We start from the raw sequence: 15,255 nt of genomic DNA, 5'->3' as shown, positions 1-15,255 counted from the left end.
AGCCCTCGCGACGACGAACAAGTGGACACCCGAAAAGATGCGCAAGTGGAGCGAGTATGCGCGTACGGGTGGGGGATCACTGACAACTCTACAAGAGTTTTCGCAGCGTAACGAATCGGATACGGCTCAGCGCTTCTCGCCCGGCAGCGACACGTCGCTGACGTAGGGCACGCGGGAGCGGAAGACCACGATCATGTCGACCACGAGGGACCCGATCACGCCCGCGATGAGGCTCAGGAAGAGGACCGTCGGGTTGATCCAGGGCTGGTCGCGCAGCAGGATCGCGAGCACCAGGAACAGCACGAACTTGACGATCCAGCCGCCCAGCACGATGCCGAAGAACAGGCCGACGAAGAGGTCGGAGCCGATGAAGCGGTTGGCGATCAGGATGCTGAGCGCGGTGATGCTGAGGAACACGGCGGCGATGACGGTTCCGATGAGCGCGCTGGTCACGCCGATCCACCCCGCGAACACGCCGCCGAGCAGCGCGCCGACGATGGCGATCGCCAGGGCGAGGATGAGCCCGTACTTGAGCACGTCCTTGAGGACGGGCGTCGAGGTGGGCTGGGCGGGCGGACCCGTCGGTCGCGGCGCGGGGGCGCCGTCCTGGGGGGCGGTCATCGTGACTCCTCGTGGGTGGGGGCGGGCGGGCCGACGGCCGGCGTCGGGTCGGAGTAGGGGTGCCGCTCACTGGCGGCGTCGAGCTGGTCGTAGCGGGCGGTCTCGGCCGCCTCCTCGGTGCCGGCCGGCGCCAGCTCGGCGGCGGCCTCGGTGAGCTTGCGGCGGCTGAGCGGCGCGAGCGTGAAGACGGCGCACACGACGAGCCCGATGGCGAGGAAGACGATCGCCATCCAGTACGGGTCGAAGAAGAAGAGGAGGGAGCCGATCGAGACGACGGCCGTCCACGCGTAGAAGATCAGGACGGCGTGCAGGTGCGTGTGCCCCATGTCGAGCAGGCGGTGGTGGAGGTGCTTGCGGTCGGCGCTGAACGGCGACTTGCCCGCCCGCAGCCTCCGGACGACCGCGAGGCCGAAGTCGAGCAGGGGGACGATGAGCACGGCGAACGGCAGGATGATCGGGATGAACGCGGGGACGAGCGACGACTTGCCGAGCGTCTGCAGCGTCTCCGGGTTGATCGTGCCCGTCACCGAGATGGCCGAGGTCGCCATCAGCAGGCCGATCAGCAGCGCGCCGGCGTCGCCCATGAACATCTTGGCCGGGTGCCAGTTGAGCGGCAGGAATCCCGCGCACGCGCCGACCAGGATGGCCGCGATCACGCCCGCCAGGCTGAAGTAGTTCTGCGGGCTGATCTCGCGCTGCAGCAGGTACGTGTAGATGAGGAACGTGCCGTTGGCGATCAGGGCGACACCCGCGACCAGGCCGTCCAGGCCGTCGATGAAGTTGATCGCGTTCATCACGAGCACGATGGCGAACAGCGTGATGACGATGCTCATGATGGGCGAGCCGACGGTGAGCCCGCCGATCGGCAGCGACAGGATCTGCACGCCGCCCAGCCAGCCGATGAGCCCGGCCGCGACGAACTGGCCGGCCAGCTTGGTCATCCAGTCCAGGTCCCAGATGTCGTCGGCGACGCCGATGACGACGATCAGCAGGCTGGCGCCCAGGATGGCGAGGATGGGCCCGCTGTCCGAGAAGATCAGCGAGAGCACGCCGAACTGGCTCGAGAGCAGCCACGAGACGCCGAACGCGACGATGATGCCCAGGAACATCGCGATGCCGCCGAGCCGCGGCGTCGGCCGCGTGTGGACGTCGCGATCGCGGATCTTGGGGTACAGCCGGTACTTCAGGCTCACCCGGTAGACGACGAGCGACATCCCGAAGGTGATCACCGCCGAGATGAGCGCGAGCGCGAGGAGGAGGATCACGGGATCAGCTGTCCGTGGCGGTCGGCGCGGGGGCTTCGTCCGGCTCGAGGGCGTCGCCGACGACCTCGCGCAGCTGCTGGGCCGAGATGACGCCGTGGCGCAGGATGCGCAGCGTGCCCGCGCCCGAGGCGAGGGCGGTGGCGTCGACGATGGTCGACGAGGAGTCCTTGCCCTCGACGCGCTCGTAGGAGGCGCCCGCCTCTCCCCCGTCGAGGTAGACGGAGATCGAGTCGCCGAGCATGGCCTCCGCCTCCGCGGCGGTGCGGGCGGCGGGGCGACCGGTGAGGTTGGCGGAGGAGACGGCGAGCGGGCCGGTCTCCGACAGCAGTTCGAGGGCGATGGTGTCCTGCGGCATGCGCAGCGCCACGGTGCCGCGGGTCTCCCCCAGGTCCCAGACCAGGGAGGGTGCCGCGGGGAGCACGATGGTGAGTCCGCCCGGCCAGAAGGCCTTGACGAGCGCGTCGACCTCGGGCGGCACGGACTCGGCGAGCGCGGCGAGCGTCGGGATGCCCGGGACGAGGACGGGCGGCGGCGACTGGCGGCCGCGGCCCTTCGCGTCGAGCAGCCGCTGCACCGCGGCGGGCGAGAAGGCGTCCGCCGCGACGCCGTAGACGGTGTCCGTGGGGATGACGACGAGTTCGCCGCGTCCGATGGCCGAACGGGCCAGACGCATGCCGGAGAGGAGCTCGGAGTCGACCGAGCAGTCGTAGATGGGTGCCATGACGGCACCCATGATAGTTGAGCCGCTGCAAGGTTCCCTGCGTTCACGGTCGATACTGGTAGGGATGGACGTCTACTTCTTCGACTGCGACAAGACGCTCTACGACTACGACTTCCACCGGCGGCTCCCCCGGCTGGCCGAGCTGAGCGGCGTGAGTCAGTACCGATTGGCCTCCACCTGGTGGGCGGGAGGGCACGAGCGCGCCGCCGAGATCGGCGAGTACTCGACCAGCGAGGAGTACCTGGAGGCGTTCGCCGATGTCACGGGCGCACGCCTCACCCTCGGGCAGTGGCAGGACGCCCGCAAGGCCGCGATGACGCCCATCCCGGGCTCGATCGCGGCCCTGCACGAGGCCGCCTCGCTCGGCACGGTGTCGCTGCTGTCGAACAACCCCATCCCCTTCAAGGACTCGCTCCCGGTGCTCACGCCCGAGATCGTGGACGTGCTGCAGAACAACGACCTGGTCTCCGCCGTGCTCGGCGCCCGCAAGCCGGAACGCCGCATCTACACCCGCGCCCTCGGCCGGTTCGGCGTCGAGCCGCAGAACGCCATCCTCTTCGACGACTCCCTCCCGAACGTGGAGGGCGCCCGCGAGGCGGGGATGCACGCCCACCACTTCACCAAGCGGGAGGACGGCTCGTTCGACACGGACGCACTGCTCGACGCCATCCACGCCTTCGCCGAGCGGGAGCACTGAACCGGTGCTGTTCGTCTTCGACATGGACAACGTGCTCTACGAGTACGACTGGCGGCGCCGGATGGCAGGGATGTCGCAGCTCACCGGCCTCAGCCTCGCCGAGCTGCGCGAACGGTGGTGGCATCACGAGGGCGAGTGGGCGGCGGAGGCCGGCGCGTTCGCCGACGAGGTGGAGTACCTGGACGCGCTCCGGACGGCCTTGCGCGTCCCCGTGAGCGAAGAGGACTTCCTCCGCATCCGCGGCGCCGCGATGACGCCCTGGCCGACCTCGCTGCGCGCCGTCGAACGCGCCCAGGAGCTCGGCACGGCCACCCTCCTCACCAACAACGGCCCCCTCGTCGCCCGCCGGCTGACCCGGCTCGCCCCCGAGCTGGTGCCCATCCTCGGTGTCGAACACCTGCGCGCCTCGTCCGACTACGGCGCGCGCAAGCCCGACCCGGTGGTGTACGAGCGCGTGCTCGAGCGCTACGGCGCGCAGCCGGAGGAGACGTTCTTCGCGGACGACATGGTGGAGAACGTGGAGTCCGCGGCCTCGCTGGGGATCCACGCGCACCTCTTCCGCACGCCGGACGGCCTGCTCGACGCGGTCGAGCGGGTCGCCGAGCGCGCGGCGTAGTCGTCAGCCTCTTGACGCTGCGGACGGGTCTGGACCGGATCGGGCGCATGACCAATCGGTAGAGATACTGATATACATCCACTGAAACCTCAGATTCTGTGCCATTCTGGGCGGATGGAACAGGGCGCAGCAGCAGGAACGGTGTCGGCAAACGCCTTCGACGCTGTCCGCACGGTCGTCGACGTGGCCACGACGAGCGCCACCGAAACGCGCGTGAGCTCGGGGGCGCTGTAGCGATGCGCAGGCGTGTTCTCGCAATCGCCGCCGCTGTCGCCCTCGGGACTGCCGGGTGCATCGCGTTCGGAATAGTGGCGAATGTGATCGGAGACGCAGTGGGCACGGTGGGAGAGGTGGCGGGCGCTATAGCAGAGGCGAGGCGGCAAATGACCACCACGCCGGAAGAGAACCACGAACTGCAGAGGTCGACAGCCATAACGTTCAGAGAGAGATTTCCAGCCACGGAGGCGATCAGATACACCAGCGAGGGAACCATCTCGGGCGCAGGGAGTTGGGCTGCGAACGGAGTCGTGACCATCGCCGGCGAGGACTATCGAATGATCATGGGACCATCGGAGCTAGGCGGCGATCCGCTACCCGCCCCGGACAGCCTCCCCCCTACTAGATCCACGAACGTGCACTACAGCGACGGATCCTCCGAGGTGCTGCCGTGATCACTGACGAAAGTTTCAGCTCGATCTCGAGAGCGGCCTACCGGGTAGATCCTCTCAATCCGAACCCTCGATACCACGCGGGAAGCGCGTTCTTCACCTCCCACGACCCGACAAAGCAGCAATGGCACATCACCGAGGTCTCGGCCAACGTGACCACCGGCTTCCAGGGGATGGCCGTGGCACCGATCATCAACGGCGTTGTCGACGAGTCACAGATCTACATCGCCTACGCCGGCACGAACTTCGGCGACCTGCACGATGTTGCCGCCGACGTCGGGGTGGTGCTCGCCACACACTCCGCCCAGGCCGAGGAGGCGTTGGACTTCGCCGAGCGGGTCGAGGCGCTCCACCCCGGTGCCGCGTTCACTACCGTCGGCCACTCGTTGGGCGGATATCAGGCACTGTATGTCGCGGCCGAGAAGCGCTGGCCGAGCACGACGTTCAATGCCCCGGACCCGTGGCGCATCATGTCCCCCGCGACGCAGGCCTGGCTGACGGAGCAGAACGCCGCCGGCCTCAACCCACTGACGAACTACGTCAACATGTTCGACGTCGTCGGCAACGCCAAAGGCAACCAGTCCGGCGCCGCCGTCTTCGTCGAGGACGTTCCCCACAGGCCCCTGGCCGACTATCACAACCTGTTCGACGGGACCGGCATTCACAGCGGCTACACGTTCGACTCCGCGGGCAACATCGCGGGCACCGGTGCCGCGGAGGTCGACTTCGGTGTCATCCTCTACAACGCCGGGCAGACGAGCGCGGCGCGAACCATCTGGGCCCTGGACACGTCCTCCCCGTATCCGAAGGTGCTCGTCGCGATGAAACCGGCGCTCGCGCTGGCCGACGACATCGAAGGCATCAGCGAGCAGCTGAAGGCGATCAGAACCGCCAATAAGAAGCTCGAGTCGCGGATGCAGTCCGAGCTGAACGATGCGATGCGCGAATACACCCTGTTCCATCCGCAGGTCTCGGCCGCCGACGTCGAGAACTGCGTCGCGGCGCACGCGCTCGGGGTGCACCAGAACCTCGATCACGAGGCGGTCGAATCGGTGAACAGGCTCATCGCCCGCCAGCTGGCGACGGTCGAGGCGCTCCACACCGGCATCCGCGCCACCGTGGTGAACGCGATGACGCAGGACGCCCGATCGGCTGCGGCCTTCGCCGGGCACTAGACAGACGAGGAAAGAACGTGACCTACAACTCCCTCGACGAGTACGGAACGCTGGACGGCATCATGCGCGACGCCGGAGGCGCCGCTGACGGACGGTCGATCGACGGCCTCCTTCTCCCCTCGGTGAACGCACTGCTGCACGCCACCCTGCCGCCGGACATCCGTCGCCGATACGCGGCGATCCGGGAGAACCAGTCGGCCGCGATCGAACGGCTCGGCACGGAGATCCATCGCGTGCTGACCACCGCCGATGCGGGCAAGCACGTCCTGTCGGGCAAAGTCGCCGACAAAGTCACCACGGGCATCGCCGACCTCACCGCGCACACCGACTACACCGCAGGGGTGGACAGCATCGCATGACGGATGACGCATCGCTCGCCCACCTGGAGGCCCGGCAGGACACGGAACGCGCGGACGCGCGGCGCCGCCTCGAGGCGGCGGAAGAGCTGCTGGCGCAGTACCGATCTCAGATCGACCGCATTCGGGACGACTTCCACCAGCACGCCGCACGGCAGGGAGTCAGCGAGGACCCTGGATTCCGCAGCGGCTTCCAGCGCGTATCCGAGTTCGCAGAGGAGAACATCCGCTCTGCGACACGCGTGATCAGGGAGTTCGAGGAGGAGTTCCGGTCGCTGACGACGCAACACGACGAGGAACGGGAACGTTTCCTCGTCGTGCTGCGTCAGCAGTGATCGGGCGCGCTCAGCGCCTCCCCGCCTTGCGCCGGAACAGCCACGCCGCCCACACGTAGGCGCCCGCGATGATCAGCGCGCACCAGCCCAGCGCCCACCACAGCTCCGACCCCGGGTCGTCACCGAACAGGAACGCCCGGATCGTCTCGATGATGGGCGTGATCGGCTGGTTCTGGGCGATCCACTGCAGCCACTGGGGCATCGTGTCGGTCGGGACGAACGCGCTCGACAGGTAGGGCAGGAAGAGCAGCGCGAACCCGTAGCCGGAAGCGGCGGTCGGGTTCTTCGCGGCGATGCCGATCCCGGCGTAGAGCCACGTGATCGCGAGGATGAAGAGGGCGACGATCGCGAGCGCCGCCACCCACTCGAGCGCGTTCGCGGTGGGCCGGAACCCGACCAGGAGCGCCACCGCGATCACGACACCCGTCGCGACGAGGTTGCGCGCGAGGCTCGCCACGACGTGCCCGGTGACGACGCCGCGCGAGCGCAGCGGCATGGTGCGGAAGCGGTCGACGATGCCGTCGCTCATGTCCTGGGCGATGTCGACGGCGGTGCTCGACGCGCCGAACCCGGCGCAGAGCAGGACGATGCCGGGCACGACGTAGTCGACATATCCCCCGCCGGTGTCGAGCGCTCCGCCGAAGACGAAGGTGAAGAGCAGCATGAGCATCACCGGCAGGACGATCGCCATGGTGAGCGCCTCCACGTTGCGCAGCGAGTGGCGGACGCTGCGGCCGATGAAGACGGCGGTGCTGGTGAGCGGCGAGACGGTGGTGCGGGTGGGTGCGAGGGCGGTCATCGCACAGCCTCCTTCTGGGTGGTGAGGGCGAGGAAGGCGTCGTCGAGGCTCGGCTTGCGGATGCCGATGGACGCGCCGGGGAGGGCGAGGTCGTCGAGCTCGTCGATGGCGGCACGCAGCCCGTCGACGGTGCCGTCGGTGGGGAGCTCGCGGAGCACCTCGTCGTTGCGGCCCCGCAGCTCGACGACCTCGCCGCCGACCAGGGCCTTGAGCTCGGCCGCGGTCCCTTCGGCGACGATGACGCCATGATCGAGCACGGCGATCCGGTCGGCCAGATGGTCGGCCTCCTCCAGGTACTGGGTGGTGAGGAGGATGGTCGTCCCTGCGCGCGCGAGGCCGTCGATGATGTCCCACAGCGCCTGCCTGCTGCGGGTGTCGAGGCCGGTGGTCGGTTCGTCGAGGAAGATCACCGGCGGTGTGGCGACCAGGCTCAGCGCCAGGTCGAGCCGGCGGCGCATCCCACCGGAGTAGGTGGCGACGCGCTTGCGCGCCGAGCCGGCCAGGTCGAAGCTCTCCAGCAGTTCGCTCGCGCGTCGGCGCGCCCCCGCGGCGGTGTAGCCCGAGAGCCGCGCCATCATGCGCAGGTTCTCCTCCCCCGTCAAGACGCCGTCGACGGCGGCGGACTGGCCGGTCAGGCTGATCGACTCCTTCACGCCCTCGCGGTCGGCGACCACGTCGTGGCCGCAGACGGTCGCCGTGCCGCTGTCGGGGTCGACGAGGGTGGAGAGGATGGAGATGAGCGTCGTCTTGCCCGCTCCGTTCGGGCCGAGCAGGGCGAAGACGCTGCCCGCCTCCACCCGCAGGTCGATGCCGTCGAGGACGGTCTGCGCGCCGAAGGCCTTGCGCAGTCCCCTGATCTCGATCGCCGCTGTCGTCATGGCGTTCCCTTTCTGTGTATCAACCAAACTGTTTATGGTGCATACGATTTCGTTTAAGTGATACACAGTTCTAGGATGGATGTCAACGACCGGTCCCGGATCCGTCCCGGACCGGCAGCGAGGAAGGCGGAGCAGATGCCCGATGCCGTCGAGGACGCGCTCCCCCGCGCCGTCGCGCTGAGCTGGGGCGTCGCCGAACGCCCCCAGCGCGGCCCCAAGCGCGAGCTCAGCATCGAGCGCATCGTCGAGACCGCGATCGCGATCGCCGACGCCGACGGCCTGGCCGCGGTGTCGATGAGCCGCATCGCCGGCGACCTCGGCTTCACCACGATGTCGCTCTACCGCTATGTCACCAGCAAGGACGACGTGCTCGCCCTGATGCAGGACACGGTCTGCGACGTCCCCATCCCGCCGGACGACGAGGGCGATGGCTCCACGGATTGGCGCCAGGGGCTCCGGGGGTGGGCGATGGCGAGCATCCGCATCATCGAGGCGCACCCGTGGTTCCCGGACATCCCGATCACGGGCGCACCGATGATGCCCAACAACCTCGCCGTGCTCGACTGGGGTCTGCGCGAGATGCGCGGGCTGCCGCTCGCGGACGCCGAGAAGATGTCCGTCGCCCTCCTGCTGTCGTCCTACGCCCGCGCCGTCGGCATCGTGGAACGCGACCTGCGCCTGTCCCGCCGCGACGACGCTCCCCCACAGAGCGGCGAGGCGTTCGCCGCCGCGCTCGGCGAGCTGGTGACGCCGGAGCGGTTCCCCGATCTCGCACCGCTCATCCGCTCCGGCGCCTACTCGGACGACGGGGACGACGGCCAGGACGACTTCGCGTTCGGCCTCGAGCGCATCCTCGACGGGATCGAGCGCTATGTCGCCGCACGCGCGGCCGGCGAACCGGTCACCGCCGCCGAGCCGCGGCCCGAGGCCGTCCCGAACGACAAAGCGGTTCGCGAGGCGGCCAAACAGCGCCGCGAGGCGGAGAAGGCGCTGCGGGAGGCGCGCAAACGGGAGCGGGAGGCCATCGAGCGGGCTCGCGAGCGTCTGCAGCGCGAGGCCGAGAAGGCGGCCAGGGAGGCCGAGCGGCGCGCCCGCTGAGACGGCGCCCGCTGAGAGGGTGCTCTGCCGAGACCGCGCTCCGCTGAGCCGACGCTGTGCCCCACCGGGCCGCGGCGTCAGCGCAGTGCGGTCGTCGCCCGGTCGCGCGTGGTGAGGTCGCGGTGCGTCGCCGCCGCGCGCCAGCCGTCGGCCGTGAGCAGCGCCCGGATGGCGGCGCCCTGCAGCTCGCCGTGCTCGAGCACGAGGGTGCCCCCGGGGTGGAGCAGCCGCTGGGCCACGCGGGAGATCACGCGCACCACATCCAGGCCGTCCTCCCCGCCGTAGAGGGCGGCGGCCGGATCGAACAGCCGCACCTCCGGGTCGCGCGGGATGGCCGCGTCCGGCACGTAGGGCGGGTTGGAGATGACGACGTCCACCGTGCCGTCGAGCTCGGGCAGGGCGTCGGCCAGGTCGATGAACACCGGCCGCAGGTTGGTGGCGCCGACCTCGTCGACGTTGCGCCGCGTCCACACGAACGCCTCCGGCGAGTTCTCGACCGCGAAGACCCGCGCGTGCGGGACCTCCGTGGCCAGGGCGAGCGCGATCGCGCCGCTCCCCGTGCCGAGATCCACAGCGACCGGTTCGGCCGTCGGCACCGACCGGAGCGCGTCGATCGCGAACTGCGCCACCTGCTCCGTCTCGGGACGCGGGACGAACACGCCGGGGCCGACGGCGAGCTCCAGGGAGCGGAAGGCGGCGCGTCCGGTGATGTGCTGCAGCGGCTCGCGGGCGGCGCGGCGCTCGGTCAGCTCGCGGACGCGCTCGGCGTCCTGCGCCTCGACGGACGAGCCCATCACGGTGAGGGCCTGCACGCGTCCCCGGCTCACTCCGAACACGTGGCCGACGAGCAGTTCGGCGTCCACCTCCGGGTCGGGCACGCCCGCGGCCGCGAGCACGGTCGCGGTGCGTTCGAGCAGGGAGCGGACGGTGAGCGCCGCGGATGCGTCCGGGCGGTCGGCGGCAGGGGTCTCGGGAGGCATGGCCCACCGAGCCTATCCTCATCGGCGGCCGCCCATCCCGCACCGTCACAGTGGTCCCCGCGACACCGACGCGGATTAGAGTGGGAGACGCTCCCCGTCCACTCTCCGCCACGAGGAAGAGGCCATGTCAGAACAGGTCAAGGGTCACATCTACGCCGACGTCACCGAGACGGTCGGCCGCACGCCGCTCGTCCGGCTGAACCGGCTCGCCGAGGGCACCGGTGCCACCGTGCTCGTCAAGCTCGAGTTCGACAATCCCGCCGGCAGCGTCAAGGACCGCATCGGCGTCGCGATCATCGACGCCGCCGAGAAGGCCGGCGCGCTCCGCCCGGGCGGCACGATCGTCGAGGGCACCAGCGGCAACACCGGCATCGCGCTCGCGATGGTCGGCGCGGCCCGCGGCTACAAGGTGATCCTCACCATGCCCGAGACGATGAGCAAGGAGCGCCGCGTGCTCCTGCGCGCGTTCGGCGCCGAGATCGTCCTCACCCCCGGGCCGGACGGCATGCGCGGCGCCGTCGAGAAGGCGCAGGAGATCGTCGCCGCCTCCGACAACGCCATCTGGGCCCGGCAGTTCGCCAACGAGGCCAACCCCGCCATCCACCGCGCCACGACCGCGGAGGAGATCTGGGCCGACACGGCCGGCGAGGTCGACGTCTTCGTCGCCGGCGTCGGCACGGGCGGCACGGTCACCGGCGTGGGCCAGGTGCTCAAGGAGCGCAAGCCCGGCGTGAAGGTGGTCGCCGTCGAGCCGCTCGACTCCCCCATCCTGAACGGCGGCAAGCCCGGACCGCACAAGATCCAGGGCATCGGCGCCAACTTCGTCCCCGAGATCCTCGACACCACCGTCTACGACGAGGTCGCCGACGTGTCGTTCGACGACGCGATCGAGGTGGCCAAGAAGCTCGCGAGCCAGGAGGGCATCCTCGCCGGCATCTCGTCCGGTGCGATCGTCTGGGCCGCGCTCGAGCAGGCCAAGCGGCCAGAGAACGCCGGCAAGACCATCGTCGCCATCGTCTGCGACACCGGCGAGCGGTACATCTCCACGCCGCTGTGGGCGGATCTGCAGGACTGACGTTGCCCTTCGGACGAGTGCGGGAGGACATCCGCAACGCACGCCGGCACGACCCGGCCGCACGGACCACCACCGAGGTCGCTCTGGCGTACTCGGGGCTCCACGCGGTCTGGGCGTACCGGGTCGCGCACCGGATGTGGCGGAGCGGGCTGCGCACGCCCGCCCGCCTCCTCTCGCAGTTCGCACGGTTCCTCACCGGGATCGAGATCCACCCCGGCGCCCGCATCGGCCGCCGGTTCTTCATCGACCACGGGATGGGCGTCGTCATCGGCGAGACCACGTGGATCGGCGACGACGTGATGCTCTACCACGGCGTCACGCTCGGCGGCCGCGGGAGCGGGCACGGCAAGCGCCACCCCACCATCCACGACGGCGTGATCGTCGGCGCGGGTGCGAAGGTGCTCGGCGCCATCACGATCGGCGAGCGCAGCGTGATCGGCGCGAACGCGGTCGTCACGAAAGACGCCGAGCCCGACTCGGTGCTCACCGGCGTCCCCGCCCGCGCGCATCGTCGCTCCGGCCACGAGCAGATCGCCGGCGACGACTGGCTCGACCCCGCCCTCTACATCTGACGAGCCGCCGGGTCTCTTCGTACTCGGCGGTCAGTCGTTGCCGAGGTCGGCGAGGCGGGCCTCTTCGTCGGCGAGGATGTTCGACTCGATGACGGGCTCGAGCGCGCCGTTCATGACGGAGTCGAGGTTGTACGCCTTATAGCCGGTGCGGTGGTCCGCGATGCGGTTCTCCGGGAAGTTGTACGTGCGGATGCGCTCGGAGCGGTCCATCGTGCGGATCTGGCCCTTGCGGAACTCCGCGGCCTCGGCGTCCGCCTCCTCCTGCTGCTTGGCGAGCAGGCGGGCACGCAGCACGCGCATCGCCGCCTCGCGGTTCTGCAGCTGGCTCTTCTCGTTCTGCATCGAGACGACGATCCCGGTCGGCACGTGCGTGATGCGCACGGCGGAGTCGGTCGTGTTGACCGACTGCCCGCCGGGGCCGGAGGAACGGAACACGTCGATCTTGAGGTCGTTCGGGTTGATGTCGACCTCCTCCGGCTCATCCACCTCGGGGAAGACCAGCACGCCCGCGGCGGAGGTGTGGATGCGGCCCTGCGACTCGGTCGCCGGCACGCGCTGCACGCGGTGCACGCCGCCCTCGTACTTCAGGTGCGCCCACACGCCCTCGGCCGGGTCGCTGGAGGAGCCCTTGAACGCCACCTGGACGTCCTTGATGCCGCCCAGATCGCTCGAGGTCTGCTCGATGATCTCGGCCTTCCAGCGCTTGGAGTCGGCGTAGTGCAGGTACATCCGCAGCAGGTCGCCGGCGAAGAGCGCCGACTCCGCGCCGCCCTCGCCCATCTTGATCTCCATGATCACGTCGCGGCTGTCGTTGGGGTCGCGCGGGATGAGCAGACGGCGCAGCTTCTCCCCCGTCTCCTCCACGGACTGCTCGAGGCCGGGGATCTCCTCGGCGAACGCGGCGTCCTCCGCGGCCAGCTCGCGCGCGGCCTCCAGGTCGTCCGAGAGCTGCTTCCACTCGTTGTACGCGGCGACGATGCGCGAAAGCTCGGCGTAGCGGCGGTTCACCTTCTTGGAGCGCACCGGGTCGCTGTGCAGCTCGGGGTCGGAGAGCTGCTGCTGGAGGTCGTCGTGCTCGGCGATGAGGCTGTTCACGGATTCGAACATGGGGGCTGCTTTCTCGCGGGAGGGATCCGGGACCGGCGGGGTCCGGGAACGGAAAAGTGCCCGCCCGGCACGCACACGGCGTGACGGACGGGCACTCTCTCAGCTAGCGGTGGTCGTTCTCGTGACCGTGCGAGTGCGCGGTGCCGTGGCCGTTGGTCGGCTGCGGCATCGACTTCTGCACCTGCATCAGGAACTCGACGTTGCTCGAGGTCTCCTTGAGGCGGCCGAGGACCATCTCAAGGGCCTGCTGCTGGTCGAGCCCGGCGAGGGCGCGGCGCAGCTTCCAGGTCACCTTGACCTCGTCCTGCGCCATCAGCATCTCCTCGCGGCGGGTGCCGGAGGCGTTGACGTCGACCGCGGGGAAGATGCGCTTGTCGGCCAGCTGGCGCGACAGGCGGAGCTCCATATTGCCGGTGCCCTTGAACTCCTCGAAGATCACCTCGTCCATCTTGGAGCCGGTCTCGACCAGCGCCGAGGCGAGGATGGTCAGCGAGCCGCCGTGCTCGATGTTGCGGGCGGCGCCGAAGAAGCGCTTCGGCGGGTACAGCGCCGCCGCGTCCACGCCGCCGGACAGGATGCGGCCGGACGCCGGAGCGGTCAGGTTGTACGCGCGGCCCAGGCGGGTGATGGAGTCGAGCAGCACGACCACGTCGTGGCCCAGCTCCACCAGGCGCTTGGCACGCTCGATGGCGAGCTCGGCGACGGTGGTGTGGTCCTCGGCGGGGCGGTCGAAGGTGGAGGCGATGACCTCGCCCTTGACCGTGCGCTGCATGTCGGTGACCTCTTCGGGACGCTCGTCCACCAGGACGACCATGAGGTGCACCTCGGGGTTGTTCGTGGTGATCGCGTTGGCGATCTGCTGCATCACGATGGTCTTGCCGGCCTTCGGGGGCGCGACGATGAGACCGCGCTGGCCCTTTCCGATCGGGGCGACCAGGTCGATGATGCGCTGGGTGACCTTGGTGGGCTCGGTCTCCAGGCGCAGGCGCTCCTGCGGGTAGAGCGGGGTCAGCTTGCCGAACTCGACGCGGCTGGCCGCCTCCTCCACGGTCTGGCCGTTGATGGAGTCGACCTTCACCAGCGCGTTGTACTTCTGGCGGCTGTTGTTCTCGCCCTCGCGCGGCTGGCGGATGGCGCCGACCACGGCGTCGCCCTTGCGCAGGTTGTACTTCTTGACCTGGCCGAGGGAGACGTAGACGTCGCTCGCACCCGGGAGGTAGCCGGTCGTGCGGACGAACGCGTAGTTGTCGAGCACGTCGAGGATTCCCGCGACGGGGAGCAGCACGTCGTCGTCGGCGAGCTCGGGCTCGAACTCGTCGCCGGGGCCGCCGCGGCGCTTGCGGTTGCGGTCGCGGTAGCGGCCGGAGCGTTCGCCCTCGGCGTCCTGCTGCTGCGGGCCGCGGTTCTGCTGGCGGTCGCCCTGCTGGCGGTCGCCCTGCTTCTGCTCGTCGCCGCCCTGGAGGTCCTTGGGCTGACCCTGCTGGCCCTGCTGACGGTCGCCCTGGTTGCCCTGGCCGTTCTGGTTCTGGCCGTTCTTGTTGCGGTTGCGGTTGCGGCGGCCAGAGCGGGACTGCTGCTCGCCCTCGGCCGGAACCTGGGCGTCGCCCTGCTCGGCGGGTGCGGTCTGCGCGCCCTGCGCGTTCTGCTCGGCCTCGCGGCTCTGCTCCGGCTGCTGCTGCTCGCCGTTCTGGTCCTGCTGGGCGCCCTGGCCGCGGCCGCGGCGACGGCGTCCGCCGCCCTGGCCGTCGCGCTGCGCCTGCTCGCGCGAGGCGAGAGCGGAGTCGAGGAGGGCGTCGACGTCCGGGATGAGCGACTCGACGCCGGTCTCGCCGGAGTTGACGTGCCCGTTGGCGGTGAGGCTGGTGCCGTCGGGGCTGGAGGCACGGCGCGAGCCGCGGCGACGCGGCTCCTGCGCCTGCTGAGCGGCCGGCGCGGCATCCGCGACAGCGGTCTCGGCGGCCGGCTCGACGGACTCGGCGGCGGCCGGCTCCGCGATGAGCGGCTCGATGAGCACCTGGGAGGCGGCGGTCGCGTGGTCGGCGGCCGGCGCGTCGGCGGGCACGGTCTCGGCGATCACCTCGACCGGGGCGGCGGCCTCGACCGCGACCTCCGGCAGGGTGGCGGCGCGGGCGGCCGCGATCGCCTCGACGAGCTCGCCCTTGCGAAGCTTGCTTGCGCCCTGGAGGCCCAGCCGGGAGGCGAGAGCCTGGAGCTCCGCCACCTTGAGCGAGGTCAGGTCGCTGGTGTCCACGCCCCCGGCGTGGAGTTCGACATCAGTCACTGAAGAGGATT

Annotated in this window: 17 protein-coding genes; 9 read left to right on the top strand and 8 right to left on the bottom strand. The window is 70.0% G+C overall.

Annotated elements, in window-relative coordinates:
• Positions 1-126: 126 nt before the first annotated feature.
• From BGO91_RS12985 to BGO91_RS12975, 3 genes are read right to left on the bottom strand one after another with little or no spacing between them, the layout of a single operon-like run.
• Entirely contained in the window at positions 127-621 is a 495-nt protein-coding gene (locus BGO91_RS12985) for a hypothetical protein (RefSeq protein ID WP_290473176.1), read from the bottom strand.
• Entirely contained in the window at positions 618-1,886 is a 1,269-nt protein-coding gene (locus BGO91_RS12980) for an MraY family glycosyltransferase (protein WP_290473175.1), read from the bottom strand. The genes BGO91_RS12985 and BGO91_RS12980 overlap by 4 nt, the downstream gene beginning before the upstream one ends.
• A 4-nt stretch (positions 1,887-1,890) precedes the next feature.
• Entirely contained in the window at positions 1,891-2,607 is a 717-nt protein-coding gene (locus BGO91_RS12975) for an L-threonylcarbamoyladenylate synthase (RefSeq protein ID WP_290473174.1), read from the bottom strand.
• 64 nt (positions 2,608-2,671) lie between these two features.
• Here BGO91_RS12975 and BGO91_RS12970 point away from each other — a divergent pair, with 64 nt between their 5' ends.
• The 6 genes from BGO91_RS12970 to BGO91_RS12945 all read left to right on the top strand — a co-directional run bounded on the left by BGO91_RS12970 (position 2,672) and on the right by BGO91_RS12945 (position 6,454).
• Positions 2,672-3,304, top strand: coding sequence for an HAD family phosphatase (locus BGO91_RS12970; RefSeq protein ID WP_290473173.1), 633 nt, complete (start codon positions 2,672-2,674; stop codon positions 3,302-3,304).
• A gap of 4 nt (positions 3,305-3,308) precedes the next feature.
• Positions 3,309-3,920, top strand: a complete 612-nt coding sequence (locus BGO91_RS12965; protein ID WP_290473172.1) for an HAD-IA family hydrolase — start codon at positions 3,309-3,311, stop codon at positions 3,918-3,920.
• Between the two features lie 317 nt (positions 3,921-4,237).
• Entirely contained in the window at positions 4,238-4,591 is a 354-nt protein-coding gene (locus tag BGO91_RS12960) for a hypothetical protein (protein WP_290473171.1), read from the top strand.
• Positions 4,588-5,763: a hypothetical protein gene (locus BGO91_RS12955; RefSeq protein ID WP_290473170.1), complete on the top strand. Its 1,176-nt coding sequence runs from the start codon at positions 4,588-4,590 to the stop codon at positions 5,761-5,763. Before BGO91_RS12960 ends, BGO91_RS12955 begins: the two co-directional genes overlap by 4 nt.
• A 17-nt stretch (positions 5,764-5,780) precedes the next feature.
• Positions 5,781-6,122 (top strand): hypothetical protein, encoded by a 342-nt coding sequence (locus tag BGO91_RS12950; RefSeq protein WP_290473169.1) that lies wholly within the window; start codon positions 5,781-5,783, stop codon positions 6,120-6,122.
• On the top strand, positions 6,119-6,454 hold the full coding sequence (locus BGO91_RS12945; protein WP_290473168.1) for a hypothetical protein: 336 nt from the start codon (positions 6,119-6,121) through the stop codon (positions 6,452-6,454). Before BGO91_RS12950 ends, BGO91_RS12945 begins: the two co-directional genes overlap by 4 nt.
• A 10-nt stretch (positions 6,455-6,464) precedes the next feature.
• On the opposite strand, the gene BGO91_RS12940 is transcribed toward BGO91_RS12945, so the two are convergent.
• Entirely contained in the window at positions 6,465-7,253 is a 789-nt protein-coding gene (locus BGO91_RS12940) for an ABC transporter permease (protein WP_290473167.1), read from the bottom strand.
• On the bottom strand, positions 7,250-8,131 hold the full coding sequence (locus tag BGO91_RS12935; protein WP_290473166.1) for an ATP-binding cassette domain-containing protein: 882 nt from the start codon (positions 8,129-8,131) through the stop codon (positions 7,250-7,252). Before BGO91_RS12935 ends, BGO91_RS12940 begins: the two co-directional genes overlap by 4 nt.
• A gap of 135 nt (positions 8,132-8,266) precedes the next feature.
• Here BGO91_RS12935 and BGO91_RS12930 point away from each other — a divergent pair, with 135 nt between their 5' ends.
• Positions 8,267-9,229, top strand: coding sequence for a TetR/AcrR family transcriptional regulator C-terminal domain-containing protein (locus tag BGO91_RS12930; protein ID WP_290473165.1), 963 nt, complete (start codon positions 8,267-8,269; stop codon positions 9,227-9,229).
• A gap of 77 nt (positions 9,230-9,306) precedes the next feature.
• Here the strand turns inward: BGO91_RS12930 and prmC are convergent, their stop codons facing one another.
• On the bottom strand, positions 9,307-10,209 hold the full coding sequence (gene prmC / locus BGO91_RS12925; protein ID WP_290473164.1) for a peptide chain release factor N(5)-glutamine methyltransferase: 903 nt from the start codon (positions 10,207-10,209) through the stop codon (positions 9,307-9,309).
• A 124-nt stretch (positions 10,210-10,333) separates the two neighbouring features.
• Between prmC and cysK the strand changes: the two genes are divergently transcribed.
• Both cysK and epsC read left to right on the top strand, forming a co-directional pair.
• Entirely contained in the window at positions 10,334-11,284 is a 951-nt protein-coding gene (cysK, locus tag BGO91_RS12920; protein WP_290473163.1) for a cysteine synthase A, read from the top strand.
• A gap of 2 nt (positions 11,285-11,286) precedes the next feature.
• On the top strand, positions 11,287-11,856 hold the full coding sequence (gene epsC, locus BGO91_RS12915; protein WP_290473162.1) for a serine O-acetyltransferase EpsC: 570 nt from the start codon (positions 11,287-11,289) through the stop codon (positions 11,854-11,856).
• 30 nt (positions 11,857-11,886) lie between these two features.
• On the opposite strand, the gene prfA is transcribed toward epsC, so the two are convergent.
• The gene (prfA, locus tag BGO91_RS12910; protein WP_290473161.1) at positions 11,887-12,963 is read right to left on the bottom strand and encodes a peptide chain release factor 1; all 1,077 of its coding nucleotides are present in this window, start codon (positions 12,961-12,963) and stop codon (positions 11,887-11,889) included.
• Between the two features lie 103 nt (positions 12,964-13,066).
• Complete coding sequence (gene rho, locus BGO91_RS12905) at positions 13,067-15,244, bottom strand: transcription termination factor Rho (protein ID WP_290473160.1); 2,178 nt, start codon at positions 15,242-15,244, stop codon at positions 13,067-13,069.
• Between the last annotated feature and the right edge of the window lie 11 nt (positions 15,245-15,255).

This window comes from Leifsonia sp. 71-9 (assembly GCF_001898805.1).
Lineage (GTDB): Bacteria > Actinomycetota > Actinomycetes > Actinomycetales > Microbacteriaceae > Leifsonia.
This window is presented reverse-complemented; position numbering and strand designations above follow the sequence as displayed.